The sequence below is a fragment of the Arthrobacter sp. GW460-12-1-14-TSB2 genome, assembly GCF_059423525.1.
Genome location: NZ_JBWKYC010000002.1, coordinates 478,269 through 504,157, shown reverse-complemented (window position 1 = coordinate 504,157; position 25,889 = coordinate 478,269). Strand labels below are relative to the sequence as shown.

General features: G+C 62.2%; 21 protein-coding genes and 1 pseudogene. 14 read left to right on the top strand and 8 right to left on the bottom strand.

The features are described 5' to 3' along the window. The first annotated feature begins 198 nt into the window (after window positions 1-198). Window positions 199-1,308, top strand: a complete 1,110-nt coding sequence (locus AC07YR_RS05605) for a hypothetical protein (protein ID WP_494733366.1) — start codon at window positions 199-201, stop codon at window positions 1,306-1,308. Between the two features lie 783 nt (window positions 1,309-2,091). Here the strand turns inward: AC07YR_RS05605 and AC07YR_RS05600 are convergent. Further along, a complete protein-coding gene (locus AC07YR_RS05600) occupies window positions 2,092-3,198 on the bottom strand; it encodes a LacI family DNA-binding transcriptional regulator (protein ID WP_494733365.1) in 1,107 nt (368 codons plus the stop codon). Window positions 3,199-3,407: 209 nt separating this feature from the next. On the opposite strand from AC07YR_RS05600, the gene AC07YR_RS05595 reads away from it, so the two are divergent. The 11 genes from AC07YR_RS05595 (at window position 3,408) to AC07YR_RS05545 (ending at window position 14,630) form a co-directional block, all read left to right on the top strand. Then, complete coding sequence (locus AC07YR_RS05595; RefSeq protein ID WP_494733364.1) at window positions 3,408-3,893, top strand: hypothetical protein; 486 nt, start codon at window positions 3,408-3,410, stop codon at window positions 3,891-3,893. Window positions 3,894-3,943: 50 nt separating this feature from the next. Further along, window positions 3,944-5,104 (top strand): substrate-binding domain-containing protein, encoded by a 1,161-nt coding sequence (locus AC07YR_RS05590; protein ID WP_494733363.1) that lies wholly within the window; start codon window positions 3,944-3,946, stop codon window positions 5,102-5,104. A 54-nt stretch (window positions 5,105-5,158) separates the two neighbouring features. After that, a complete protein-coding gene (locus AC07YR_RS05585; RefSeq protein WP_436065235.1) occupies window positions 5,159-6,667 on the top strand; it encodes a sugar ABC transporter ATP-binding protein in 1,509 nt (502 codons plus the stop codon). A 3-nt stretch (window positions 6,668-6,670) separates the two neighbouring features. Next, window positions 6,671-7,657, top strand: a complete 987-nt coding sequence (locus tag AC07YR_RS05580) for an ABC transporter permease (protein ID WP_011691762.1) — start codon at window positions 6,671-6,673, stop codon at window positions 7,655-7,657. A 5-nt stretch (window positions 7,658-7,662) separates the two neighbouring features. Next, window positions 7,663-8,817 (top strand): Gfo/Idh/MocA family protein, encoded by a 1,155-nt coding sequence (locus tag AC07YR_RS05575; RefSeq protein ID WP_494733362.1) that lies wholly within the window; start codon window positions 7,663-7,665, stop codon window positions 8,815-8,817. After that, the gene (locus tag AC07YR_RS05570; protein WP_011691760.1) at window positions 8,814-9,629 is read left to right on the top strand and encodes a sugar phosphate isomerase/epimerase family protein; all 816 of its coding nucleotides are present in this window, start codon (window positions 8,814-8,816) and stop codon (window positions 9,627-9,629) included. The genes AC07YR_RS05575 and AC07YR_RS05570 overlap by 4 nt, the downstream gene beginning before the upstream one ends. A gap of 75 nt (window positions 9,630-9,704) precedes the next feature. Next, window positions 9,705-10,877: a levoglucosan dehydrogenase gene (locus AC07YR_RS05565; protein WP_011691759.1), complete on the top strand. Its 1,173-nt coding sequence runs from the start codon at window positions 9,705-9,707 to the stop codon at window positions 10,875-10,877. A gap of 66 nt (window positions 10,878-10,943) precedes the next feature. After that, entirely contained in the window at window positions 10,944-11,267 is a 324-nt protein-coding gene (locus AC07YR_RS05560) for a putative quinol monooxygenase (protein WP_494733361.1), read from the top strand. Window positions 11,268-11,293: 26 nt separating this feature from the next. Continuing rightward, a complete protein-coding gene (locus tag AC07YR_RS05555) occupies window positions 11,294-12,295 on the top strand; it encodes a sugar phosphate isomerase/epimerase family protein (RefSeq protein ID WP_494733341.1) in 1,002 nt (333 codons plus the stop codon). A gap of 235 nt (window positions 12,296-12,530) precedes the next feature. Then, complete coding sequence (locus AC07YR_RS05550; RefSeq protein WP_494733360.1) at window positions 12,531-13,475, top strand: ROK family protein; 945 nt, start codon at window positions 12,531-12,533, stop codon at window positions 13,473-13,475. Between the two features lie 108 nt (window positions 13,476-13,583). Next, window positions 13,584-14,630, top strand: coding sequence for a helix-turn-helix domain-containing protein (locus tag AC07YR_RS05545; RefSeq protein WP_494733359.1), 1,047 nt, complete (start codon window positions 13,584-13,586; stop codon window positions 14,628-14,630). A 376-nt stretch (window positions 14,631-15,006) separates the two neighbouring features. Here AC07YR_RS05545 and AC07YR_RS05540 read toward each other — a convergent pair whose 3' ends face one another. The 3 genes and pseudogenes from AC07YR_RS05540 to AC07YR_RS05530 all read right to left on the bottom strand — a co-directional run bounded on the left by AC07YR_RS05540 (window position 15,007) and on the right by AC07YR_RS05530 (window position 16,849). Beyond that, a complete protein-coding gene (locus AC07YR_RS05540; protein WP_494733390.1) occupies window positions 15,007-15,801 on the bottom strand; it encodes an EAL domain-containing protein in 795 nt (264 codons plus the stop codon). 24 nt (window positions 15,802-15,825) lie between these two features. Beyond that, window positions 15,826-16,128 (bottom strand): annotated as a pseudogene (locus tag AC07YR_RS05535) (PAS domain-containing protein); the annotation flags it as partial. A 421-nt stretch (window positions 16,129-16,549) separates the two neighbouring features. After that, window positions 16,550-16,849: a hypothetical protein gene (locus AC07YR_RS05530; protein ID WP_494733358.1), complete on the bottom strand. Its 300-nt coding sequence runs from the start codon at window positions 16,847-16,849 to the stop codon at window positions 16,550-16,552. A gap of 486 nt (window positions 16,850-17,335) precedes the next feature. Here AC07YR_RS05530 and AC07YR_RS05525 point away from each other — a divergent pair, with 486 nt between their 5' ends. Continuing rightward, window positions 17,336-18,559 carry a transketolase-like TK C-terminal-containing protein gene (locus AC07YR_RS05525; protein ID WP_494733357.1) on the top strand — a complete coding sequence of 408 codons (1,224 nt, stop codon included), beginning with the start codon at window positions 17,336-17,338 and terminating at the stop codon, window positions 18,557-18,559. A gap of 185 nt (window positions 18,560-18,744) precedes the next feature. After that, on the top strand, window positions 18,745-19,908 hold the full coding sequence (locus AC07YR_RS05520) for a low temperature requirement protein A (RefSeq protein WP_494733356.1): 1,164 nt from the start codon (window positions 18,745-18,747) through the stop codon (window positions 19,906-19,908). Window positions 19,909-20,799: 891 nt separating this feature from the next. Here AC07YR_RS05520 and AC07YR_RS05515 read toward each other — a convergent pair. From AC07YR_RS05515 to AC07YR_RS05500, 4 genes are all read right to left on the bottom strand, one after another. Next, entirely contained in the window at window positions 20,800-22,149 is a 1,350-nt protein-coding gene (locus tag AC07YR_RS05515; RefSeq protein WP_494733355.1) for a hypothetical protein, read from the bottom strand. A 117-nt stretch (window positions 22,150-22,266) separates the two neighbouring features. Beyond that, window positions 22,267-23,313 (bottom strand): ABC transporter permease subunit, encoded by a 1,047-nt coding sequence (locus AC07YR_RS05510; RefSeq protein ID WP_390246971.1) that lies wholly within the window; start codon window positions 23,311-23,313, stop codon window positions 22,267-22,269. Continuing rightward, entirely contained in the window at window positions 23,306-24,838 is a 1,533-nt protein-coding gene (locus AC07YR_RS05505; protein WP_390246973.1) for a sugar ABC transporter ATP-binding protein, read from the bottom strand. Before AC07YR_RS05505 ends, AC07YR_RS05510 begins: the two co-directional genes overlap by 8 nt. Window positions 24,839-24,910: 72 nt before the next feature. Further along, window positions 24,911-25,873 (bottom strand): ABC transporter substrate-binding protein, encoded by a 963-nt coding sequence (locus AC07YR_RS05500; RefSeq protein WP_390246975.1) that lies wholly within the window; start codon window positions 25,871-25,873, stop codon window positions 24,911-24,913. Window positions 25,874-25,889: the final 16 nt, after the last annotated feature.

Here is a 25,889-nt window from a genome sequence, read left to right as displayed (position 1 = left end):
CTTCCATGGCGCCAGAGGAACTACCGGATGAAGCCGCGGCCGTCAGCCCCCGACCGATTGAGCGGGGGAAGCCGGTAGGGCCACGGGCCGCGGCGGCCCGGAACAGACCCCACGGAATGAGACATCGGAAACCCGTGTCCACTGCGACGGCGACCTCCAAGTCGCTGGTCATAGACACTGAATCATAGGAGGCAGGGTGTGCCGGAAAATTCGGGCGACGTAAACCCCACCATTGCCCGTACGCTGGGCGTTCTCGCCGAACCGGAGGTCACCGCGGAGTTTGCCGAGCGTAACGGCCGCGAAGTGGGCCATCTTCTCAACCTCGCCGATCAGCGCCACGACTGGTCTGTGGTGATCGAGTACCAGGATTTCACGGCTGGCAATGGGTTGGCGCCGATGCTGGAGTCCATGGCAAAGCACCGGATCCTCCGTGCCTGGGATGTCATGGTCTGCCTAACCGATCTTCCCATTCGTTTCGAGGGCCGTACCGTGGTCGCGGAAGTTGCGCTTGGGGAGCCGATCTCCCTGGTTTCCTTGCCGGCGCTCGGCGCCGTCAATATCGACCGCCGGGTCCGCACTGCCGTCGCCGACCTCGGCTGGGCGATGCACCGCCATTTCGATCCCCAAGATGACGCCGGGGAATTCGGTCCGCCCTCTCTGCACCAATCGCGGCATATCGAGCCCGCTGTTCTTGATGACGGGCCTATTGGGTTCCGATATGTCTCAGCGACCCGCCTCGGCCGCGGGCGGTTGCTGGCGGGCATGCTGCGGGCGAACCGTCCTTGGCGGCTGGTCTTCGGATTGAGAAGCGCAATGGCTGCCGCGATCGCCACGGGCGCCTTCGCGCTTGTCACGGACACAATTTGGCAACTCGCAGACCGGCTGGGGGCACCAAGGCTAACGTTGCTGATGATCCTTTCGATTGGTTCGATGGTGTTCTGGATCATCACCCAACACGATCTGTGGGAAAGCCCCCGGCGCGACGATTCCCTCGAACGATACAAGGCCTCCCTATATAACACCTCTACTGTGTGGTCGTTGATGATCGGCGTGGTGATCAGCTACGTCCTGCTGTTCGTGGCTGTGCTGCTGGCCGCGGCGTTCACTATCGACGATGTCTTATTGGCGCTGACCCTGCAACATCCCGTGTCTGTTTGGGACTTTGTGGAAGTCGCCTGGATGACGACATCGGCGGCGCTCATCGGTGGTGCGTTGGGGTCTGGATTCGAGTCAAAAGAGGACATTCTTCGGGCGGCGTACGGCCAACGGGAACGTCATCGTCGCCAGTCGACGGACGCGGGCGAATAATCCGGCTTTGCCGGAGGCCTGTGCGGGGCAAAATCGTCGCCCGGACACCCGGAGGCAGCTATGATCCTGGGTGACCTCCTGGGAACTAGGCTCGTAAGCGACCTCGCCGAAGCCACGGAGGAAAGATGCTGGCCAAATCCATCGCTGAATTCGGCGGCAAGGACCTGGTGTGCATCGACGGGCTCGGGTTCATGGAACTAGTCCGCCGCGGCGCCGAACACTCACACTGTCCCGACAAACCCAGCAATCCGCGTCCCGGACACCGCGATGAGGGGCACTGTGGCCGCCTCAGGCACTGCGGGCGTATCCTTCGCGGATCCAGGCAAGCAATTCGGCATCGACCTCCGAGGGGTCCTTTAGGATCACTTCGTTCTGCCACCGGATGGCCGACACACGCTCGGCTCGGTGAACCCGTGCCGAGTCTAGTTCCCTAGTCAGAACGATGTTGACCAGAATCCCGCCACGGCGGGGACGGACCGCAACCGGCCGGAGCCGTTGGACAGTTCCCGCAGCAACCCGTCTTCCTGTCGGCCACATCGTACCGCCCGGCTCCTCCGCCGGAAAGGTCGCCCTGTCCAGGTCGACCAGGAAGTCTTCGACGTCTGCCTGGGTGGTCTCCGGCGGCATGTGGAAGCCGAAGCGGATCACGCGGGCAAGAAGGACGAAATCTCCGCCACTTTATATTCGGACTTGATGCCCGGGGCCACGTCACCAGTAGACCCACTCCATACTCCGACAACGCGAACGGTCGTCAGACGGGACTAACCGGATGCATGCTGCCGCTCACTTTTTGTTTGGAGGCGTTTCAGGTGTGTTTTGGTGAGGTGCTTTGGGGGTGGCACGAGTGGCGCTGTTGCGCACTACAAGCGTCGGCGTGATTGGCGTACGGTCGACGTCCCGGCCCTCCATGGCGCCGAGGAGCACCTCCGTGCTCATAAGTGCCAGCGCGGTAAAGTCCTGGCGCACGGTGGTCAGGGGCGGCAGGAAATAGTCTGACCCTTCGATGTCGTCGAATCCGACGACACTGACGTCGTCCGGGACGCGGATGCCGTTTTCGGCGAGAGCGCGAATAAGCCCAAGGGCGGTATGGTCGCTGGCTGCGAAGATCGCCTGAGGGATCCTTCCCTCCCGGACGAGCTGGAGGCCGGTCTCGTAGGCCCATTTGGGGCTCCAGTCGCCCTCGATGCACAGTCCTGGTGCAAGTCCGGCATCACGGAGCGCGGCCTCCCAGCCGCGCTTGCGTACGCGTCCGTCGAACCAGTCCATGGAGCCGGCGAAGTGGGCGATGTCGGTGTGGCCCAGGTCTATGAGGTGCTGGGTGGCCAGCCTCGCTCCGAGCTCCTGGTTTTCTGAGTATGTGAAGACGTTTGGAGTTGATGATGCTCCGGCCGCAATCATCTCCACTGGTACACGGCATGAGGCATTCCACACGGCTGCAGCCATGTCGACGAGAGGTGCGATGACTATGATCCCCCCGACGCCGGTATCGTCCAGGGTGTCGAGGGCGGCTTGCACAGACTCTTCATAGGGTTTTTCGACGCTGATGACGGTTGTGGCGTAGCCCTTCTTACGCGCAATGTTCTCAAGGGCCATGAGCGTCCCGACAGGGCCGAATCGTGGCGAGCCGTCCGAGAGTATGCCGATGGAAGTTGACCGGCTGGTGACCAGCGCGGTCGCGGCCCGATTCCGCCGGTACCCGATGTCTTTAACGATCTGCAGAACTCGTTCGCGAGTTGAAGCACTGACGTCCGGCGCGTTGTTGAGGACTCGCGAAACAGTCCCGAATGAGACGCCGGCGATTTGTGCCACATCGTTGATAGTCGGCTTCCGCCGCAAGGAAGTGTCCGGAAGTCGCTCATTCGCCTCGCGGGGGATCGCTGTTCCTCTCACGTGCTCTCCTGTCCTGCACTGGCCGGGCCGAGTCCGCGGTCGTTGCGTGCGTCTTAATCTTACGTCGCCGCGGGCTTCCCGAAACTCAAACCGGCCCGGAGCGTGATGGTTGACACACACGCCCGTAAACGTTTACGATTTGGAGCGTAAACGTTTACGGTATCGGCGTAAACGTTGACGGAGTCAGACTTCAACGAAGAGGGAACGGTATGAGCAACACCATCGTCGATGCACTTTTACTCGATCCCAGCGTTGGGCTACGAAATATTGACCCTGTCCAGTGGGCCAATTTGGAAGTGCTCCTGACGGACGCAGCACGTGATGATCTCGCAGCCGCTGTCCGCACCTTCGTCTCCGCAGGCTCCTCGGGCGTCGTCGGCATCTTCGATGACAACCTCCTTTGGGCGAGCCTGGTGGTCTCCGTCGACCAATCAGGCGCGCCGACGTCACTGTCAACCATTGACGGCTCGGTCACCGAGACAGCCGGCGCTGAAATGACCAAAGCGGCAGGCGAAGCGGTCCGGTGGGTTCAAGCCCATCACGGACCGTGTTCCCTGGGCCTCTTCGTCGACAAAGTGCGGGCAGAGGCGGTCCTGACGTCGTCAGACAAGGCCGCTGCTATCCGCACGGCCGCCGCCGCCGGCGGGCTCGTCCTCTCGCCGGTTCCCCCGGCCCTCGCCATAGCCCTGGCCTGACCCAACACCTCCATCCCACCTATCCATACACTCACAAGCACTGGAGAACAATGATGATCCGCAGGCTTCCCATCGTGGCCTTGGCCGCAGCCCTGTCCCTTTCCGTCGCTTCCTGCAGCAGTTCGACAACGGTCACCTCAAACGCTCCCGATGCAGGGGTGTCCGAGAAAGCCCAGCAGGCCCTTGACAAGATCAAGGGACAGGTCCTGAGCAAGGGCCCCAACGGCGAGACGCCCTCCCCGTCATCCGTTGCGGATCTGACGCCCGACGAGATCGAGAAGGTCAAGGCACTCAACGCCAAGGCCGCAATCGTGATGCACTACGGCGGCAACGACTGGGCAACCGCCCAAACCAACGGGCTTAAGAGCGAATTCGAAAAGCTCGGTATCAAGGTCATCGCCACAACCGATGCGAACTTCAAGCCGGACAAGCAGGTTTCGGACATCGAGACTGTCATGACGCAGAACCCGGACGTCATCGTCTCCATCCCCACGGACCCCGTGGCAACGGCCTCCGCCTACAAGAAAGTCGCGGCCGCCGGAACCAAGCTCGTCTTCATGGACAACATTCCCCAGGGGCTGACTGCCGGCAAGGACTACGTCTCTGTCGTCTCCGCCGACAATTACGGCAACGGCGTCGTTTCCGCCCACCAAATGGCCAAGGCCATCGGTGGCAAGGGAAAGATCGGACTCGTCTTCCACCAAGCCGACTTCTTCGTGACCAAGCAGCGCTATCAGGGATTCAAGGAAACGATCACCAAGGAGTACCCCGACATCAAGATCGTCGAGGAAAAGGGCATCGCCGGGCCGGACTTCGCAGGAGACGCCCAGGCGGCTGCGAACGCCATGCTGAGCAAATACGCCGACCTGTCGGGCATCTGGGCGGTCTGGGACGTCCCCGCAGAAGGTGTCATGGCCGCAGCCCGTGCTGCAGGCCGACAGGATTTGAAGATCGCCACTGAGGACCTTGGCAAGAACGTCGCCATCGCCTTGGCCAAAGACCAACTCATCGTCGGCCTCGGGGCCCAGGTTCCGTTCGACCAAGGCGTTACGGAGGCCCGGCTGGCCGCAGGAGCGCTCATCGGGAAAAAAGCGCCGGCATATGTGGCGCTGAGTGCACTCCCCGTTGACCATTCCAACGTCCTCGAAGCCTGGAAGCAGGTTTACCACGAGGACGCTCCCAAGGACATTCAAGAGTCCTACAAAAAGTAGCCAGACCCGACGGCGGGGGCACCCACCCTCCCCCACTGTCCCGAAAGGGCAACAATGAACACCGCAGACAATGTCGTCGAGATGCGCTCGATTTCCAAGGGCTTCAACGGGGTTTCAGTCCTGAAGGATGTCAGCTTCGACGTCCGGAAGGGCGAGGTCCACGCCCTCGCAGGAGGCAACGGGGCCGGGAAGTCCACCCTTATGAAAATCCTCCAAGGCGTCTATCAGGCAGACGCTGGCGAGATCCTCATTGGAGGCAAACCGGTCGCCATCAACTCGATCCAGGACGCGAAGTCCGCCGGCATCGGGATGGTTTTCCAGGAATTCAGCCTCGTACCGAGCCTGACTGTCGCTCAGAACATCTTCCTTGCTGGTGAACCGCTCGGGGCGGCCGGCCTCATCGACGACCGCGCCTCGGAGCGGCGGGCCAAGGAGATCTTCGCCGAGATGGAGGTGAACGTCGACCCCCGTGCCGAAGTCTCCCGGCTCGGCACGGCCTACTGGCAGCTGACCGAGATCGCCAAGGCACTCTCGCAAAACGCCCAGGTGCTCATCATGGACGAACCCACCGCCAGCCTTGCCCGGCACGAGTCCGAAGCGCTCTTCGAACTGATCGACCGTCTCAAGCAGCGCGGCATCTCAATCATCTACATCTCCCACCGCATGGACGAGGTATACCGTCTGGCCGACCGGATCACCATCCTGCGCGACGGTCGTCGACTCCTCACCGAGCCGCTGACCGGCGTGACACCCGAACAGATCGTGGAAGGCATCGTCGGCAAGAAGATCGAGGGCCAACTTGCCTACCGCGAGCGGGACCAGGTGGCTCATGACAGCGCCCCGCTGCTGGAGGTCCGGGGGCTGAACGCCGGGCCGCGGGTAAGGGACATCTCCTTCTCGCTTCGACCCGGTGAGATTCTGGGCCTGGCCGGTCTTATGGGTAGCGGTCGCACAGAACTGGCCCGCGCACTCTTCGGCATCGACCGGCGGGACAGCGGTGAGATCTTCATCCGGGGGGAGCGAATCAATCTAACCTCGCCGCAGCAGGCCATCACTGCGGGTGTCGCCCTCATCCCGGAGGACCGCAGGGCCCAAGGTCTCGTCTTGGAGCACTCAGTCCAAGACAACCTGCTGCTGCCGCTGCTTGGCCAGATCCAGCGAGGACCCTTTCTTGACGGTGCCAGGGGCAAGGAGTTGTCCTCTTCGCTGATCAAGAGGTTCGCAGTAAAAGTCGCTCACCCCCACCGACCGGTGCGGCTGCTCTCGGGCGGCAACCAGCAGAAAGTGGTCATCGCCAAGTGGCTGGGCACTGATCCGGACATCCTGATTCTGGACGAGCCAACGGCCGGCGTTGACATCGGCACCAAAAGCGAAATTTTGGACATGATCCGCGAGTTGGCAAGCGCCGGCAAAGCCGTCATCGTCATCTCTTCCGAGTACCCCGAACTACTCGCGGTCAGCGACCGCGTCCTCGTCCTTAAGGACGGCTCCATTATCCGCGACATCCCCCGCAGCGAGATCGCTGACGAGGAATATCTCCAACTTGCAGTCCAGGGAGTCTGAACAGTGAGCAAGGCAAACACCATCGCGCCCCGGGACACCGCGGCACCACGCAATTTCGGCACCATCCTGAAAGAACTCGACTGGCGACGTTACGTCATCTACATCGGCTTTGTCGTCGTCTTCCTCTTCTTCGCCATTCTGCTCCGCGATCAGGGCTTCCTGTCGCCGAACAACCTGCTGAACATTTTCCGGCAAACTGCCACAATCACCGTCATCGCCGTAGGTATGACATACGTCATCTCTTGTGCAGAAATCGACCTAAGCGTCGGATCGGTGGCCGGGTTGTCCAGCGTCTGCACGGCCATGGCGTTGTCCCAGTGGGGCCTGATCCCCGGAATCCTTGCCGGCCTTGCCGTCGGCCTCGTGGTCGGGTCAATAAATGGCGCACTGGTCAGTCTCCTTGGCATCCCCTCCTTCCTGGTGACGCTCGGCATGCTGGGTATCGCCGTCGGAGTCGCCCAGTGGATCACGGCCTCAGCCCCCCAGCCGATCCTGAATGACACCTTCAACATGCTGTTCGGATCCGGTGACTTCGGCCCCGTACCGGGCCTGGTTGTCTGGAGCGCTATCTTCGTTGCCATCGGCGCCGTCGTATTGAACCGCACCAAGTTCGGCCGACAGGTCCTAGCTACCGGCGGTAACCGCAACGCCGCGGAATTCACGGGCATCAACACCAAACGAATCAAATTCCAGGTGCTCCTCATCTCCGGCATGGTCGCGAGCGTTGCCGGCATGCTGTACGCCGGCCGCCTCCAGTCCGGCCGCTTCCAGTGGGGATCGGGCGATGAGCTCTCCGCCATCGCCGCCGTCATCCTCGGCGGGACAAGCCTGTTCGGCGGATTTGGCTCCATCATGGGAACGCTCTTCGGCGCCCTCCTGATTGGCTTGATCAACAACGGACTGATCCTGGCCGGCCTCGACAGCAGCCAGCAGCAGGTGGTCCGCGGCGCCATCATTATCCTGGCCGTCGCCCTCGCCCGGAAGAAATAGCACCCGTGACCTTAAAACTACGAGCCGGAATTATCGGTACAGGATTCATGGGCTCCGTCCACGCGCACGCAGTGCGCGCAGCGGGGGGCGAAGTCAGTGCAGTCGCCGGGCGCAGTCCGGCTGCCGCTGAGGCAGCCGCAGCCGGACTCGGCGCCCGAACCGCGGCAGAGTCCCCCGAGGCGCTGATCGCAAGAGACGACGTGGATGTCGTACACATCTGCACCCCCAACACCACTCACGCCGACCTCGCACGCAAGGCCATCGCAGCCGGGAAAGCCGTGGTTTGTGAGAAGCCCCTCGCGACCAGTGTTGAGGACGCCCTCGAACTGACCGACCTCGCGGACAGGGCAGGCGTCGTCACGGCTGTGCCCTTCGTCTACCGGTTCTATCCGGCCGTTCGCGAAGCACGCGATCGTATCCTCCGCGGTGACGCCGGCCGGCTTTGGCTGCTCCACGGCTCGTACCTTCAGGATTGGCTGGCCGGCGCAGACGCCACAAACTGGCGGGTCGATTCGACGCTCGGAGGAGCCTCCAGGGCATTCGGTGACATCGGCGTGCACTGGTGCGACCTGATGGAATTCACCACAGGGCACAGAATCACCAGACTAGTGGCCAAGACCAGCCGGGCTTACGACCAACGCGAAACCGGAGGACAGTTGTCCTCCGTGGCTACCGAGGACGGGGCCGCGCTCCTATTCGAGACCGACCACGGAGCCACAGGCTCCCTGGTAGTCAGCCAGGTGAGCCCGGGCCGAAAAAACCGCCTGTGGTTCTCGTTCGACGGGACCGAAGCTTCCTTCAGCTTCAACCAGGAGCGGCCGGACACACTTCACATCGGCCGCACGGACTCCAGTGCCCAAATCGCCGTCGGACCGCAAACCCTCACCACCTCTGGCGGACGCCGCTACAACAGGCTCCCCCCGGGTCATCCGCAGGGATACCAGGACAGCTTCAATGCCTTTGTCGCGGACGCATACGCGGCCGTCCAGGGTCAAGAACCCGAAGGGCTGCCCACCTTTCGGGACGGACTCCGGGCAGCCCGCCTCACTGAGGCACTGGTTACCTCCGCCGCCCGGCAGGTGTGGGTCAACGTCCCCGGACCTACATCCCCCTCTAATATTTCCAACCTTCCTTCGGAAGTTGAAAGGCAAAAGCAATGAAACTTGGTTACTGTTCCATCACTTGGGGCGGCGTTGTCGGCCATCCCGGAGGCGTGACAAGCGTCAAAGACCTCTTCTACCTAACCCACGGATCCATGAAGGACGCCATCCACGACATCGCATCTGTCGGATACGAAGGCGTCGAGATGTTCGACGGCAACCTTGCGGAATACGCAGACAAGCCCGAGGTGCTTAAAGAGCTCCTGAACAGCTCCGGGGTCTCCCTGACTAGCGTGTATACCGGCGCCAATTTCATCTATGCCGACATCCTTCCCGATGAACTGCACAGAATCCACCGCTCTGCCGAACTAGCAGCGAACTTCGGAGCTGACCGACTGGTAGTCGGAGGTGGAGCACGGCGCGCAGCAGGTACCACAGACGAGGACTACCACCGCCTCGGCCGGGCGCTGGACAGCGTGACGGACATCGCGGAAAGTTTCGGGCTGTCAGCAAGCTACCACCCGCACCTGACCACGATCGTCGAAAGCCCGGACGAGCTGGACAAGCTGATGCCGCTGACCCGAATCGGCTTCTGCCCGGACACCGCCCATCTCGCGGCCGGCGGAGCGGACCCGGCCGCGGTCATCCGGAAGTACCCCGACAGAATCCGACATGTCCACCTCAAGGACTTCCGGCAAGACCCGTTTACTTTCCTCCCCCTGGGCCAGGGCGAACTCGACTTCCCGGACATCCTCGCCGCAATCCGAGAGAGCGGATACGACAGCTGGCTCATGGTCGAACTCGACAACTACGACGGGGACCCCCGGGAAGCTGCCGAACTGAGTATGAAGTACCTCGAGAAGCTCCTCTAACCATCCACCACTTTGACCGCAAGGGAAAGCCACAATCGGCACCTCCCGCTTTCTTCCGGAAGGAACAAGATCCAGATGCAAAACCTCAACGTCGGCCTCATCGGAGGCGGCTTCATGGGCAAGGCCCACTCCCTCGCTTACGCCGCCATGCCCATGTTCTTTTGGCCAGCACCGGCGCTCCCGGTCCGCAAAGTCATCGCTGAAGCCAACACGGAACTGGCTGCTGAAGCGGCCCGCCGCTTCGGCTTCGAGAACTCCACTTCGGACTGGCGCAGCATCATCGACGATCCGGACATCGACGTCGTAGACATCGCCACGCCCAACCACCTCCACGCCGAAATCGCCATAGCCGCCGCCGAAGCAGGCAAGCACATCATCTGCGAAAAGCCGCTTGCACGCACAGGCGAAGAAGCCAAGGCCATGTACGATGCGGTCAAAGACGCCAATATCGTCCACATGGTCGCATTCAACTACCGGCGGACCCCCGCAGTCGCGCTGGCGAAGAAATACATTGAGGAAGGATCCATAGGCCGCATCCTCAGCTTCCGCGGAACCTACCTGCAGGACTGGAGCGCCGACCCCAACTCCCCCTTGTCCTGGCGTTTCCAGAAGTCGGTCGCCGGTTCCGGCGCCCTTGGCGACATCGCAACACACGTCATTGACATGGCCAGGTATCTTGTCGGAGAGTTCAGCGCAGTCAATGCCGTCCTGTCGACCTGGATCCCGGAGCGCCCCCTCCAAACAGGCGGTGCCGATGCACTTGGCACCGTTCGCGGCGGTGAAGGCCCGCGTGGCCAGGTTGACGTCGACGACGAAGTCATGACGATGATTCGCTTCGCAAATGGAGCCGTGGGATCCGTCGAGGCGACACGTAACGCGCATGGGAGGAACAACTACATCACCTTCGAAATCCATGGAACGGAAGGCAGCATCGTCTTCAACTACGAACGACGCGACGAGCTGCAGGTGTGCTTCGCTTCGGACCAGGCCGACCGGCGGGGATTCCGGACCGTGTACACGGGGCCGGCTCACCCATACGGAGAAGGCCTCTGGCCCATTCCAGCTCTAGGCATCGGCTATGGGGAAACGAAGATCATCGAAGCGTACGACTTCTTCAAGGCCATCGCAGAAGGCGGATCAGTAAGCCCCAATTTCGCCGACGGCTACCAGACCGCGCTCATCGACGACGCCATCGTCGAATCCGCTCAAAAAGAGTCATGGGTCCAGGTTCCACTGATCACCGATTAATCCTCTTGGGAGGGACGGGCAAGAACCGTCCCTCCCAAACTCACCGACCATCACTAAGGAAGACTGATGCTCAATCCCCTCCCGGACCGCCAAGAGACGGCAGGAGTCTGGCTAATGCCGGTCTTCGTCGCCAAAGCAGGGCACGAAGCCGAACTTCGAAACGCCCTTCACTCTCTCCAGACGCTAAGCCGAAACGACCCAGGATGCCTGGAGTACACCGTATTCTCGGACGGGCAGCGGCCCGGCACCTTCATCCTCTTCGAAGGCTGGGCTGATAACGAGGATCTCGAAGCTCACAACAAAGAAGTCCATGTAAAGGAATTCTTGACAGGAGCGGAACCGCTGTTAGCTGTTCCTCTCGCCGTAACTCCGCTAACGCCTCTCACCTAACATTCCAACTCACCTAAAGGACTGACATGCCCCGCCCGTACACCCTGTTCACCGGCCAGTGGGCCGACCTCCCCTTCGAGGAAGTCGCACGCCTGGCTTCCGGCTGGGGCTACGACGGCCTCGAAATCGCCGTCTCCGGTGACCACCTGGACGCCTGGCGCTGGGACGAACCCGGCTACGTCGAATCCAAACTCGCCGTGCTGGACAAATACAACCTGAAGGTCTGGGCCATCTCCAACCACCTCAAGGGCCAGGCCGTCTGCGATGACCCCATCGACTTCCGCCACGAAGCGATCGTCGGATCCAAGGTCTGGGGCGACGGCGACCCCGAAGGCGTCCGCACCCGCGCCGCCGAAGAAATGAAACACACTGCCCGGCTCGCCAAGGCCCTTGGCGTGGACACCGTCGTCGGGTTCACCGGCTCCTCCATCTGGCAGTACGTCGCCATGTTCCCGCCCGTCCCCGAAAAGGTCATCGAGGCCGGCTACCAGGACTTCGCGGACCGCTGGAACCCCATCCTGGACGTCTTCGACGAATGCGGCGTCCGCTTCGCCCACGAAGTCCACCCGAGCGAGATCGCCTACGACTACTGGACCACCGTCCGCACCCTCGAAGCGATCGGCCACCGGCCCGCGTTCGGGCTGAACTGGGACCCGTCCCACTTCATGTGGCAGGGCATCGACCCCGTCTCCTTCATCTGGGACTTCAAGGACCGGATCTACCACGTGGACTGCAAGGACACCAAGCTCCGCCCCACCGGCCGCAACACCGTCATGGGCTCCCACCTGCCCTGGGGCGACCCCCGACGCGGCTGGGACTTCGTCTCCGCCGGCCGCGGCGACGTGCCCTGGGAATCGTCCTTCCGCGCCCTCACCGCGATCGGCTATGACGGTCCCATCTCCGTCGAATGGGAAGACGCCGGCATGGACCGCCTCCACGGCGCCCCCGAAGCCCTCGCCGCCCTCAAAAAATTCGACTTCCCCGCCTCCCAGACCAGCTTCGACGCCGCCTTCAGCAGCAAGGACTGAAGTTATGACCGTTCCCCCTCGCGTTTCGGCGGGAGAGGTCTTCCAGCATTTTCGTGGCACGTCACCGTTGACCCGTGCCCGGCTTTCAGAACTGACTGGCCTTTCGCGGGCCGCAACGACAGACAGGATGAGAACCTTAGAGTCGCGGGGACTCATTGGTCCCGCCAACGAGGCGCCCTCGACGGGTGGCCGGCGATCCGCTCAGTATCGACTCATGCCGAACGGCGGAGCGGTTATGAGCGTCCTGCTGGGTGCCAGCGAGGCAAAGGTACAGGCATTCGACCTTTCCGGACAGCCGTTATCTGCTACGAAGCCGGTGGCAACCGTACGTGGCGGGTCTGCCGCTATCTTGGATTCCTGCCTGGCTTCGGCGTATTCGCTCCTGAATTCCATGGACCACCTTCCTGTCCAGCTCGTAGCAACGGGCGTTGTTCTGGATGAAGGTGCGCCGGATCTGGAATGGCCTGAATATTTTGCTGGCCGCCCGGTCGTCGTCGACTCCGCGCTGGGGGCCATGGCAACGGCGGAGGCCCTGTCGCGAAACCCTCGTCTGCAGAACATGTTCTTCCTGGACGTGGGAAAGACCATTGACTGTGCCGTGCTGGTTCACGGTAGGACGCTGGGGGTTCTCAGGACTTCCAAGGGGGCGTTCGGGCACACGCCGGTGAAGGGCACGTCGATGCGGGCCTGTGCTTGCGGCATCATGAATTGCCTGCAGGCTATCGCAGGGGAAGAGGCAATAATTGCGGGCCTCTCGTCAGACTTTAGAGACGAACAGGACGCGATCAGCGATGCTGTCCGGCGGAGCGATGCGGCTGCAGTCAGGGCTCTGCGACAGGCAGGTCGGTACATAGGAGAAACCCTGTTAGCGAGCATCCACCTCCTTCGACCTGAGTTCGTCACTGTCAGAACCCGGTGGCCGGGTGCCGCCGACTTTTTGCTGGCCGGCCTTAGGGAGGCAGTATACGAAAGCGGCGCCCCCGCTGTGACGGAGAAGCTGGTGTTGGCGAGTTCAAGGACCGGGTCTCCCGCCACCGGGATTGCACTTCGAGCCCTGGACGCCGGACTGGCGGTGGATCCAGTGGACCAATTGCTGTCAGCTCCACCCAACCTCAGCGAACAGCGGATCTATTGGCCAGCACCGCCCAAGTCGACCGACCGTCATCGGCACGCCAGCTGACCGGCCGCGGGTAGAATCTACTGGCGATCGACAACCCATACAACACGATCACTTGCTGCTGCACACTGGGCTCATTGGATCTCGGTTCAGCTGGAAGGTCCCAAGCCCATGGATGAAGTGTTTCGCGACGACGACGTCGCCGGCGATCCGGACAGGTCACCGCACGATCAGATCAGACGCTATAGTGTTCCGGCCGGGCTGAACCCCGACGAAAAATTCGAACATTGGCGGAGCTGGTACGGCAGCGCGATTGACGCTCCCGTTCGGTTGGAAAAAACCGACAAGCTAGTGCGATCCGGCTTCAATCCAACCGCCCTGAGCCTCGAGAGCCCGGGCTTCAGTCTTGTTGACGTCACGAATGAACCCGCCAGTTGCTACTGGAACGGGGACACGAATCCCAGCGACTGGCTCGTGTATTTCAGGACTTCATGTGACAAGTTCAGCTTCTCAGGACGCTCCGAGGCCGTCTCTCCCGGAACAGTCAGGTTCTTTGATCTTTCTTTGCCGGGAAACTTCCATGCGCCCGCCGGCTTAAGCGCTGTGCGGGTTCATTTCGACCGGAGCCTGCTCGGCTTGGACGACAGATCCGTCAAACGGCTGCAGGGATTGGCCGACATCAGAGAAAACCCCATTATGCGTGGGCTGATTCTTCCAGCCTTGTCCGGCTGGCAGCAGTCGGTCATAGCCCAGGAGATGCCGCGTCTTCAACCGGTCGTCCGGTCGATGATGACGGCCTTGGTCAGCTCTTTGCTCGAAACCACGGCCGATCCCGGCGACATAAAACTGGCCCGCATCGCAGCGATCAAGAAATTCGTGCGCAGGAACTTCAGAAACCCTGCCCTCACAGTTGACGAGGTCGTGGCCTACTCATTTCTTTCACGCCGTGCCCTCTACTACCTCTTCGAAGACGAAGGGCTCCAGGTCAGCGGACACATCCGCGCTCTGCGGACCTTGGAAGCCCTTGAGCTCCTCGCCGAAGCAACCTCATGGAAACGCTCTCTGACGGACATAGCGGGTGCCAGCGGGTTCACAAGCCTGCAAGCCATGCGGCGTGCCGTCAGGGAACTAACAGGGCTCTCGCTTGTGGACGCGCAGGAGAAACCGGAACTCCTGCGGACTCGAGCCGCCGAACTAAGAAAATTGACCGGGCTGTGAATCGGCCGGACAGAATCCCGCCTGGCATATAGTCCGTTCCACGCTTTCGCCGGACTCCCCGCCTGCCTCGATATCTGATGGGTCCCACACGACTCGTCCGCTTCGAAGGTGCCGACGCTGTCATGGATTTCTGGACCCGGGACCAAATGTGCCCCAAAGAGGGTACGACGCGGGTCCGCTCCTTCTTTTCTTTGACCCGGAGGGTCTCCCGGGTGATTCTCCTACCCAGCGAAAGTGCTTCCATGGATCCGTGCGGAGCCTCGAGGGCTATTTGTGGTCCGAGGCCGGACGCTACGACGACGAGGCGGGGCCGCGTCGAAGGACGATGTATCCGCTGCCATTGATGGGAGCCCGGCCGGCTCCGGCGGATTGGCTCTTAGGTGTCAAGACCATCCGTATCACCATTCACTGAAGACCGGTTCCGCTGACTCCAACGGGACCAATCCGATGAAAGCAGGGATGGTCTACCCAGTAAGTAGCCTTGCCCGGTGTTCACGCCCATCTCGGTAACGGCGGCTAATTCTGCATTGGTTTGGATTCCCTCGGCGACAAGGCTTGCCCCGATCTGTGACGCGAAGCTGACCATAGCCGTGCACAGGGCTCTCTGGTTGGGGTCACAGTCGACGCCCGCAACGATGGTCCGGTCAAGTTTGATGAGTTCCGGGCTGAGCCTAAGGATGTGACGCATGGATGAGAACCCGGCTCCGACGTCGTCGATAGCTATGCGTACGCCAGCGCTTCTGAGTGGGGCCAGTGCTGCCGCGAGACGTGCATAGTCAGCCACGGCTGAGCGCTCGGTCAGCTCTACGACGATCCGCGTGGGGTCCAGACCGGAATTCGTCACGATATCACTCAGCCTCGGGTCGAGGCATGCCGACGGGGAGAGATTGACGGCTACATAGATGTGGTCGGGAAGATCCGTTGCGGCCTGCATCGCCGTTTCCAGGGCAAGGAATTCGAGTTCGGGGCCACGTCCGATTGAATCCGCTTCGATGAACCACTGATCGGGCGACCTGAAGGGAGCGCTGACGAAGCGAGTGAGCGCTTCGGCGCCGACAACCTCGCCGGTTCCCAAATTACAGATGGGCTGAAACGCCGTGATCAGTGTCCGAGTGGCGAACAGGCGATCGAGGCGCGCCTGGATTTCCAAATCTGCAGGGCTCTCTGCCATGAAAACATCCAGCGGTCGCGCGATTCCCTCAAATCCTGATCCTCGGCCCTCCCTGTCGAATCGGCGCCGGCAGAAGACCTCGATGCTCAGGCTCCGACCACCGCGGTGGCGGGCCGAAAGCAAAAGTCCTTCCCGGCCCGCGCGTGCATCTGGTTTCCGCGCGGTCTTGAGGTCAGCGAGGTCGATGACGAGACTGCACGGGCGTCCCACCAACTCGGAGGGCTCAAAACCAAGTAGTTCCCGACTCGCCCGGCTTGAGAAGGTGAACCTACCGTCTGCTCCCACGGCCCACAGCCATTCACGGGTCGTGCTTAGTACTGGTTCCATGAGGCTGGCTGTAATTGACGCCTCCAACCGGTCGCGGCGCTGTTGCCGAATAAGGCGCCAAGCGGCATGAAGGACGGCCGGAAGGAGCAGGATCGAGGCGAGGGCCGACACTCTGGTGGGGACCTCGAGGCCGTTCCACGGCTCAAGACCAGATAGCAAAGGAAGGAGCAATGACAACACCGATACCAACTCGAGGGATAGAACGGCCAGCAACCGTCGACCGTCAGGGGTTGTCCAAGGTTGGCCGTTGTCAGTCCACGCCGGAGATGTGAACTCCGGGCGCCGAGAAAGTGATGATTCCAAGAGCGCGTTATGCTGCCGCAACAGTCGTGGGGCACCGCGTTGATGTATCGCGTCTGGTGACATGCGAGTCTTCTTCCGTGCTCGATTCGGAATTAGGTAAGCATCGCTAGATGTTCGTCTACCGCACGCCATAACGCGGCAGGGAATGCCCGGGATCGGGCTGGCCGCACATCGTTTTTCCCGGCACTGGATCGGTCCTAGGCGAGAGATCGCGTTCCAGAGTGATGCCGTAGGGAACGTCTGTGCTCAGAGTTACTGCGAACGAGGTCGGCCCATAGCGCGCCACAAGAATTCCGTGACGTCCCTCCCTCAGAGCCCGTTCCTGAGCCGATTTCTCCGCGGCGTCAAGGCGTTCGGCGACCAACTGGGGCTGGTCGGCCGTGACGTGGTAAGTCGGCGTGGTGTTGGCGGTGATCATGGGGTCGTTCCTGTTCTGGTAGTGCTCATAGGCAGTTCGATTCACGGCCGGTATCCCTGGAAGGAACCACCAAGTGGCGGCAGGGAATGGTCTCTAGGAATCGCGGCGCCGCGTCATGGCGTCACAAACGGCCGAAACCTTCCACCAGGAGTTGCCCGGTCAAATGCCGCCCGGCCGCTTTCAAAATCCTACGGTTGATGGTCGCGCAAGGAAGCGGGCAAGTGTTCCAAAGCGTGCATTCTTTGATCCCGGACCGCTCATTTCGTGCAGTAGTCTCCTCACCCTGAGCCTCAGCTCTCTCATACAACCAGGTCGATCCACCCGGCCTACCGTCATCTTTGCCTACACGATCAAGGGCCGCGGCCTTGCCACCGAAGGACACCCCAACAACCACTCAGCGCTCCTGACCAAAGGTCAGATGGAAACACTCGCGGAGACCTCCGGAATGGACCTTGGTAATCCCTGGCGCAAATTCCACCGGGCACCGTGGAAGAACGGGCCTGCGCCCGGACATCCCTCCGGCTCAAGCGCCGGCAACCCGCACTGGCCTCGTCCCTCCAGATCCCGGCTTCCCTGCCATGGGGCTACGGCGACAGAATTTCCACCCAAGCCGCCCTGGGACGGTTCCTGTCCGACCTGAAACGGGCAGCGCCGGAGGTGGCCCACCGTGTTGTCACGTGCAGTCCCGACGTCGCGTCCTCAACCAACCTTGGCGGCTGGATCAACAAAACCGGAGTGTGGTCCGTCGGTGAACGCCAGGACTGGCTCGCGGAAGACCTCGAACGGATCCTCCGCTGGATTGAAAACTCGGAGGGTCAGCATATCGAACTCGGCATAGCCGAAAGCAACCTGGGTGGGCCTGGTCTCGGAACTCGGAACAACCTGGAGCGGTGGGGCCGGCCGCTGATTCCTATCGCCACCATGTACGACCCGTTCGTGGCCAGCGCCCTCGAACCGTGGTCCCTCGGCATGTACGCCGGCGGCCAGTCAATCCGGGTTGGGACGCCGTCAGGGGTGACTCTGGCACCGGAGGGCGGCGCGCAACAGTCCATTACCACTCCATCCATCGGCTTGGAACAGCCCGAGTGCACGGCCTGGGAGCCAGCCTTCGCGCAGGACCTGGAATGGTGCATGCTCGAAACCATGAGCCCCATAGGCATTCCCGGAGGACGCTCGGCCTACTTCCGGCTCACGACCCGTCCACTGGACCAGGCTCACGCGGCCATGCCGACGGATGCGGTGCTGCAGGAGCGGCGCCGCAGGCACGCGGTGGCCGGCGGTTACCGGCTGACCGACCACGACCCAGTGGAGGACAGGGTCACTCTGGTCGGTGTCGGCGCAATGATGCCCAAAGTCATAGCGTCCGCCGCCCGGCTGAAGGCACTTGGCATCATGGCCGACGTCGTCTGCCTCACCAGCCCGGACCTGGTCTTCGAATCCCTCCAGCGGCGCAACTCACTAAACGCCGCCACGGGCAGCAGTGGGCCCGACATCATCGACGCACTCCTTCCACGACACGCCCCCGCGCCCCTCGTCACCGTCCAGGACGCCCCCCACACCTTGTCCTTCTTGGCCGGTGCCCGAGGCGACCGCACAGTCTCCCTGGGAGTAAAGGACTTCGGCCAGTCCTCTGATCTCCAGGACGCCTCCCGGATCCACGGCATCGACGAAGCGTCCATCGTCAACGCGGCGCTGAACCTAGTTCGCTAACATCGGCCGTCTACCGGTACCGGGGCGGGAGAGAGTCGTCTGGCGGGTCAGGAAGCGCGGCTACGTCCACGTCGAGTCAGCGGATCGCCGCGAGTTGGCGCCCTTGACTTCTCCGCTGACCGTTGTCAGTCTTTTCGACAAGAGGAGGGGGTGTCCGCCCGCTCCTGGCCCAATGGAGGCTACTGATGTTCCGTGCCAGGTCGCTGATGCGTTACGCAACCTCCGAAGACCGGGTCACGCGCCTTGAGTTATTCTTCGACCTGGTATTTGTCTTCGCGCTATCGCAACTGTCCCATCATTTGCTGGAGCATCCTTCATGGGTGGGGGCCGGTGAGACATTTGTGCTTCTTCTTGCGGTCTATAAGGTGTGGGTGTACACGACCTGGTCGGTGACGTTGCTGGACACTTCGCGGCTTGAGGTGCAGTGGATGCTGCTGGTCATCATGCTTGTCACACTGTTCATGAACGCCTCAGTCGGCTCAGCGTTTGGTGACTTCGGCTGGCTCTTTGCTGCGAGCTACCTCCTGGTCCAGCTGGGCCGAGGTGCGTGGATGCTCACTGCCGGACTTGACCGGACCACCCACGACCACTTCGTGCGCACGCTGATTTGGGGGTGTATGAGCGCGCCTTTTTGGATTGCCGGCGTCTTCTTCGCTCCGGGGCCGCGTTTGATGTTCTGGAGTGTCGCTGCCGCGATCGATCTGGGTGGCCATATGGTGGCCCACCGGTTGCCGGGCCGGAAAACCGAAGGCAGCCGTGTCCCGCTCCCGGGAGAGAGGATCTTTGAGCGGTTCGGGCTGTTCTACCTGATCGCGCTCGGCGAGACGATCCTTTCAACCGGCCTGGCGATTTCAGGCAATCTGGAGGACCCCTTGATATTTCTGACCGGGACCGTAGGTTTGGCCGGAAGCGTCGCGATCTGGTGGTGCTACTTCCATGGCCTCGAACAGGACATTCTGGAAAAGCTTGCTTCTGTCGATGATCAGTTCCGGCACGGCATTTTGGCGGGCAACACCTTGGTCATGTTGCTGGCAGGCCTGATCCTAGTGGCGGTTGGTGATCAGCTCGTGATCAGCGATCCGGCCGCCCGCCCCGATCTGGCCACCGTTCTACTTCTTTTTGGTGGGCCGGCTCTCTTCCTTGCCGGCCGGGGCTTCTTTATTCGACAGGTACTGGGCCAACGCCAACCATCTGATCTCGCCGGCATCGGAGCCTTGGTGGTGCTGGCAAATTTGAGCTTTCTCTTCCCGGCCTTCGTTGCCGCTATGGGGGCCGTCCTTCCCCTCATAGGCGTAGCAGTTTCCGACACCGTGAACCGCCGCCGCCGAACGCAACAGGGAGCGCGCTGACGGCCTATTTGGATGCCAGGGAACGTATCCCCGGCCGGCTTTGACAGCTTAAGGAGTCTTCTGCCAGTCCCCTCCCCCACTGTCCCGGGGTGCACCGTTACAACATTCGCAGCCCGACGTTCGACGCGTCGTTTGCGGAAAATGGGGCCTGTCGGCTTGGTCGACACGCGGCCCGGATATGTTCAGCGCATGAAAGATGGGCACTACCTTGGCGGCATGCAGGATCCGGGGTATCAGCCGGAACACTGGGAGCCGTTGGTTGAACGGCCGCAATGGCGTTCCCGGGTTGCGTCAACAGGCACTGGATCCGCGTCGGTGGCTTCCTGTTCCGGTCGTCAACGGGTCCAGCCATTACCTGTCCGAAGATGAGCGGATGTTGATCGCGGACCGTTTGTTGGCGCGATCAAGCGTTCGGTCGATTGCCCGGAGATGGACCGTTCCCATCAACGATCAGCCCGGAGCTGGCCCGCAACCGACCGGACACCAGACGCTATCATCCGTTTCGTGCTCACAAGATTGCCGACGACAGGCGCCCGAGAACCCGGCTCTCCAAGTTGGCCGGCGACCGCGAGCTGCGCGAGTTCGTCGTGGAACACCTGGCGCAGCGGTGGAGTCCTCAACAGGTCTGCCAAGCGTTGACGAAACGGTTTCCCGGGGCGTCCCACCGGCATCTGGCTCTCGCAAATCTCGGTCCTGCGTTCGATATCTGAGAGCGACCGTTTGTTCCTCCCAGCGCCTGCGGCACTCCGGCATCCCCATAAGTTGTCCCGATTCGGGTTGCCAAGGGCCGAGGGTGGCGCTACAGCCGCGGGCGCACAGGAGTCCTGGGGGCCTCCCCCGCTGGCGAGGAGCCCATTTCGTCTTGAGAAACGGGTACCGTGCCTTGACGATTCAGGCCCGGTGGACCGTGGGTGCAGTCTCTAGTTGGTCGGCCACGTGCTGCCAGCTGTCCGTGAACATGCCGTAAGCGGTTTTGATCTGGACGTCGACCGGGAGTTCGGGGCACTCGTTCTCGCCGTTGGTTCCCCAGTTGACCCAGCCGGATTGGCGGCGCTGGACAATCTGGAAGGCTCCAGACGGCGCAGAGGTCCACCAGATCATGGCTCTGTCGAGTTCGGAGTGGAATTCGGCGGTTTTGGATGCTGGTCCGGGGAAGATGGTTTCGTGTGGCAGGGCTGAGACGTCGATGGGCGCTTCGGTGATGGCCCACTGGCGGTCGGGCAGGTCGGCGAGCACGTGTGAGTCTGCCCGGACCCGGGCGAGGCGTTTGCGGATCTCAGTGTTGTCCAAGGCGCCTTCCCAGCTGCTGAAGAGGCGCCAGTATAGGTCCCAGTGGGCGGCTTCGATGGTGCCGGTAAGTTGGCGGCGGAATTCCTCGAATTTTGCGGTGTTTGAGGTTGAGGTGGCGATGGTTTCGTCGACCATTTTTGCGAGTTCGGCCGCGTAAGGGTCCCCTGCGCGGTATCGGGTGCCGCCGTATGCTTGGAAGCGGTCGAAGACGACGTTGCCCTGGCCGGCCTCGAATTCATCGCCGACGGTGATTTTGTTGGTTATTGAGCGCCCGTTGATGACGGTCTGGAAGTCGTCCACGCGGTAGCTGCGCGTGAAGTACGGGGTGCCGTGGGTGAATTTCCAGTCGATGGAAAATGTCTTGCCTTTGAGTTCGTCGAGCAAGCCGTCCGGGATGGTGCCGTTCATCCGGTAGTGGTGCAGGACCGGGCCTCGTTCAATGATTTCGATGTCGACGGTGGTGTGCTCGGGGGGGTTGATGAGGCCGTTCTCGGGTGTGAAGAAGGGCCCGTAGAAGCCGCCGATGGCGTTGTTGCCCGAGGGCAGCAGATCAATGCCTTCCTTCAGGGTTGAGAAGTGGCGCAGGCCCCATTTGGAGGAGCCGGTGCCCTCGGCCGTCCCTGAACACATTTCAAGGTCAAAGTATCCGGTGTCGAGGCGGACAAAGGCGTCGGTTTCGACGGGTTCCCGTTCCGTGATTCCCTCGACGTGTTGAGTTGCCGGCCCGGTCAGGGTGAGTTCGACGCTTCCCTCAAAGGTCGCGACCGTGATGAAGTTTGTCTTGCCGGGCACAGGGTTGGCGCGCAGTCGCTGGCAGGTGAGGGTTTCTCCGGTGTTGGTGGTCGCCGTCCAGAGGTCCTCCTGCAGTTCAGAGTCGACGGTGAAGGTCACGGGTTCGTTGGTCCGGCGGCCGGGAAGGGTGTCCTTCAGGACGATGGTGGGCAAAGCCACGGGCGTTCCTCTCGATTGATTTGGGGTGCGGGCTGCCTGCCCCACCTTGCTCCCGTAATAGCCGGGTTTGGTGGCGGGCTGGGCAGGGGGTAGCTGTCTGCCGCGTGGGGAGTAGGTTTATGCCGGTGTCTGGGCGGCGATGGCCCGGGACCACGGCATGCGGAGGGTGCGCTGTTTCAGGCTGTCGATGGCCACTGCCAAGATGATGACGAGGCCCTTGATCAGCAGCTGGGTGAAGAACTGGACGTTCATCAGGATCAGGCCGGTGCTCAGGACGCCGAGAATGACCGAACCGATGAGGGTGCCGTAGATCCGGCCTCGTCCGCCGACAAGACTGGTGCCTCCCAGGACGACTGCTGCAATGGCATCGAGCTCGTAGCCGGTGCCGGCTGTGGGCTGGGCCGAGACTACCCGGGCGGAGAAGATGACGCCTGCGAGCCCGGCGCAGGCCCCGGCGATGACGTAGACGGAGGTGAGGACGCGCTTGACGTTGATGCCGGCGAGTCTGGCGGCTTCGGCGTTGCCGCCAACGGCGTATACGTGCCGGCCGTAGCGTGTGCGCTCCAGGACGAACCACGCCACGATGTAGACGATGACCATGATCACCACGGGGACCGGTATCCCGGCCATGTACCCGTTGCCGACATCCCGGAAATTGAGGGTGTTGGAGACGATGGGCTGCCCGTCGGTCATGGTGTATGCCGCGCCGCGCAGGAATGTCATGGTGCCGAGGGTGACGATGAAGGCGGCCAATGACAGGTAGGCGCTGAGCATGCCGTTGATCAGTCCCGCGGCTGCCCCGGTGAGGACGCCGACCAGGATCGCGACGGGTGCAGGCAGTCCGGCAATGCCGGTCATGACCGATGCGACGCCCGCGACGGCCAGGATGGAGCCGACGGAGAGGTCGATGCCGGCGGCGAGAATGACGAATGTCATTCCGGCGGCGAGAATCGCGTTGATCGAGATGGACCGGGCGATGTTGAGCAGGTTGTTGACACTCGCGAAATTTGGCGCGATAACTACCATCAGCGCCACGAGTGCGACCAGGACGACGAGGATGCCGACGCGGTCCCACCAATACGCGAAGTCGAAGCCGCGACGGGGCGGCGGTGCTGCCTCTGGCCGGACGTCGGCGTCCTGCGGGTTGAGGGCCTTGTTAGTCATGGAATTCTCCGTTTGTCTGTGCTGCAGTACCGGTCGCGTGGGACATAACGTCCTCTTCGCTGGCGGTGCGGGAGTTTAGTTCGTGGACGATCCGGCCGGAGCGCATCACGAGGAGCCGGTCGCTGATGCCGATCGCTTCGGGCAGATCGGATGAGATGACCAGGATTGCTTTGCCGGCCCTGGCCAGGTCATTGATGACTTCGTAGATTTCGCTCTTCGCTCCGATGTCCACACCTCTAGTGGGCTCGTCGAGTATGAGCACGTCGGATTTGCGCATCAGCCAGCGGGCCAGGACCGCTTTTTGTTGGTTGCCGCCCGAAAGTGCGCTCACCGGCAGGCGCAGCGCGTTCTGCCGCAAATGGAGGCGTTCCATCTGCTTTGTCACCGCCGTCCGGATTTTGGTCCGCTGGAGCACCCCGGCGATAACGTGGCTGCCCAGGGAGCTGACGGCGATGTTGTCCTCCACGGTATGGGACACGAACAATGCCTGGTCTTTGCGGTCCTCGGGAACCATGGCGATTCCCCGGGCGATCGCCTGGGCAGGGCTCGACGCCGATGCCACCTTGCCCTGGACGGTGACCGTTCCGCCGCGGGACCGGTCCGCGCCGAAGATCATCCGTGCAGTTTCGGTGCGCCCGGCACCGATCAGCCCGGAAAGAGCGACGACTTCGCCCGAGCGCACGTGGAAACTGACCGGCCCGATGCCGGCTCCGTCGGTGAGCTCCTTGACGTCCAGCATGACGTCTCCTGGGCTGTGCCGGTCGTGGTGGTACAGGTCATCGAGGTTGCGTCCTACCATCATCCGTACGACGTCGGGCGGGCTGATCTCGTTCTTTTCCCGGGTGCCGACGTATGTCCCGTCGCGGAAGACGGTGACCCGGTCGGCAAGTTCCCAGACCTCCTCCATGCGGTGAGAGATATAGACGAGGCCGACTCCGGAGGCGCGCAGTTCGTTGATGATCGCGAAAAGGTGGAGGGTTTCGGTGCGTGAGAGAGCCGCCGTTGGCTCATCGAGGACGAGGATTCTGGCGTTCTCGCTGACGGCCCGGGCGATTTCAACCATCTGTTGCATGCCGATGCTGAGCTCGCCGAGCTCTCGGCGGGGATCGACCCGTGCGCCGACCCGGGCGAGCTTTTCCCGGGCCTGGGAGATCATGGCACGCCGGTCCAGTGCTCCGAACCGGGTTACCGGTTCACGTCCGAGGGCCAGATTTTCCGCTACTGTCATCGCCGGAACGGTGTTCAGCTCCTGGTGGATGATGGCGATGCCATGGGACACGGCCTCCTGCGGGGAGCGGATGTCGATTTCGTTGCCGTCCATCAGGATGCGGCCCGAATCGCGGGCAACGTTCCCGGCCAGGATCTTCATCAGGGTCGATTTTCCGGCGCCGTTCTCGCCCATCAGGGCGTGTACTTCACCGGCACGGAGGTCGAATTGGACGTTGTTCAGCGCGAGCGTGGCGGCAAAGCGTTTGGTGATGCCTTCGAGCTGCAGCAGCGGCTGGAGGGAGGGTGTTGTGGTCATGGTGGCCTATTTTCGGTCCGGCTGTGTGGGGCGGCTGGGAGTTCAGCAGCCCCACACAGCGATGGTGGAGCGTTACCAGCCTTTGTATTGGCTAACGGTGTCCCGGGTCACCAGTTCACTCGGAATCAGGATCGTGGTCTCCGTCGGGGGCTTGTTGTCGATGATGTTCTGGGCGACCTCGACGGCCTTGCGGACCATCTCGGCGGGGTTCTGCGTAGCGGTCCCAATGAAGGGCGATCCGGCCTGCTTGAGTTCGGCCACGGACTCCGGGCTTCCGTCCACGCCGGTGACCTTAACGGTGCCGCCCTTGTGGGCCTGCTGGACCGCCAGCACGGCGCCGAGGGCCGAGGGGTCGTTCATGCCGAAGATCCCCTGAACATCCGGGGTGGCAGTGAGCATGTCGGTGGTCACGGCCAGACCGGAGGCTCGGTCGTTCTTTGAGGCCTGCTGACCGACAACCTTGATGTCGGGGAATTTCTTCACGACGTTCTTGCATCCGGTGATCCGGTCACGGATCGTCTGGAGCGGGGTTCCGTCCACCATGAGAACGTTGCCCTTGCCCCCCATCTGCTCGAACAGGTACTGGCAGGATTTTTCGCCCGCCTGCACGGCGTTGGTCATCACCACTGCATCGGCGCTCTTGGCCGGGGTGTCCACGGCGATGACGATGATCCCGGCCTGCTTCGCACGTTCAATCGCCGGCTGGATGCCGCTTTCATCCACGGCACTGATGACGATCAGGTTCACGCCTTGTTGAATGAAGGTGTCGATCTGGGAATTCTGGTTAGCCAGGTCAAGCTGCGCATCCTGGGTGTTGGACGTCGCGCCGATCTTCGCGGCGGCTTCCTTGGCTCCCTTGTCCATGGCCGAAAAGAAGGGGTTGGACATGTCCTGCACCATGAGCCCGATTTTCTCGATTTTCTTCGGCTTATTGGCAGCGGGCTGCGCGTCGCCGGAGCTGCAGGCGGTCAGGCTGAGCGCGGCCAGTGTTGCGCTGGCGGCGAAGATTGCGGACTTCTTGGCGAGTTGATTCATTGTCGGATCTCCTTTG

What these genes read in the sequence shown, in the direction of transcription:
- AC07YR_RS05595 (WP_494733364.1), top strand. Translation starts at nt 3,408, where the DNA reads ATGAGCAACACCATCGTCGATGCACTTTTACTCGATCCCAGCGTTGGG.
- AC07YR_RS05590 (WP_494733363.1), top strand. Translation starts at nt 3,944, where the DNA reads ATGATGATCCGCAGGCTTCCCATCGTGGCCTTGGCCGCAGCCCTGTCC.
- AC07YR_RS05585 (WP_436065235.1), top strand. Translation starts at nt 5,159, where the DNA reads ATGAACACCGCAGACAATGTCGTCGAGATGCGCTCGATTTCCAAGGGC.
- AC07YR_RS05570 (WP_011691760.1), top strand. Translation starts at nt 8,814, where the DNA reads ATGAAACTTGGTTACTGTTCCATCACTTGGGGCGGCGTTGTCGGCCAT.
- AC07YR_RS05565 (WP_011691759.1), top strand. Translation starts at nt 9,705, where the DNA reads ATGCAAAACCTCAACGTCGGCCTCATCGGAGGCGGCTTCATGGGCAAG.
- AC07YR_RS05560 (WP_494733361.1), top strand. Translation starts at nt 10,944, where the DNA reads ATGCTCAATCCCCTCCCGGACCGCCAAGAGACGGCAGGAGTCTGGCTA.
- AC07YR_RS05555 (WP_494733341.1), top strand. Translation starts at nt 11,294, where the DNA reads ATGCCCCGCCCGTACACCCTGTTCACCGGCCAGTGGGCCGACCTCCCC.
- AC07YR_RS05550 (WP_494733360.1), top strand. Translation starts at nt 12,531, where the DNA reads ATGAGCGTCCTGCTGGGTGCCAGCGAGGCAAAGGTACAGGCATTCGAC.
- AC07YR_RS05545 (WP_494733359.1), top strand. Translation starts at nt 13,584, where the DNA reads ATGGATGAAGTGTTTCGCGACGACGACGTCGCCGGCGATCCGGACAGG.
- AC07YR_RS05540 (WP_494733390.1), bottom strand. Translation starts at nt 15,801, where the DNA reads ATGGCAGAGAGCCCTGCAGATTTGGAAATCCAGGCGCGCCTCGATCGC.
- AC07YR_RS05530 (WP_494733358.1), bottom strand. Translation starts at nt 16,849, where the DNA reads ATGATCACCGCCAACACCACGCCGACTTACCACGTCACGGCCGACCAG.
- AC07YR_RS05520 (WP_494733356.1), top strand. Translation starts at nt 18,745, where the DNA reads ATGTTCCGTGCCAGGTCGCTGATGCGTTACGCAACCTCCGAAGACCGG.
- AC07YR_RS05510 (WP_390246971.1), bottom strand. Translation starts at nt 23,313, where the DNA reads ATGACTAACAAGGCCCTCAACCCGCAGGACGCCGACGTCCGGCCAGAG.
- AC07YR_RS05505 (WP_390246973.1), bottom strand. Translation starts at nt 24,838, where the DNA reads ATGACCACAACACCCTCCCTCCAGCCGCTGCTGCAGCTCGAAGGCATC.
- AC07YR_RS05500 (WP_390246975.1), bottom strand. Translation starts at nt 25,873, where the DNA reads ATGAATCAACTCGCCAAGAAGTCCGCAATCTTCGCCGCCAGCGCAACA.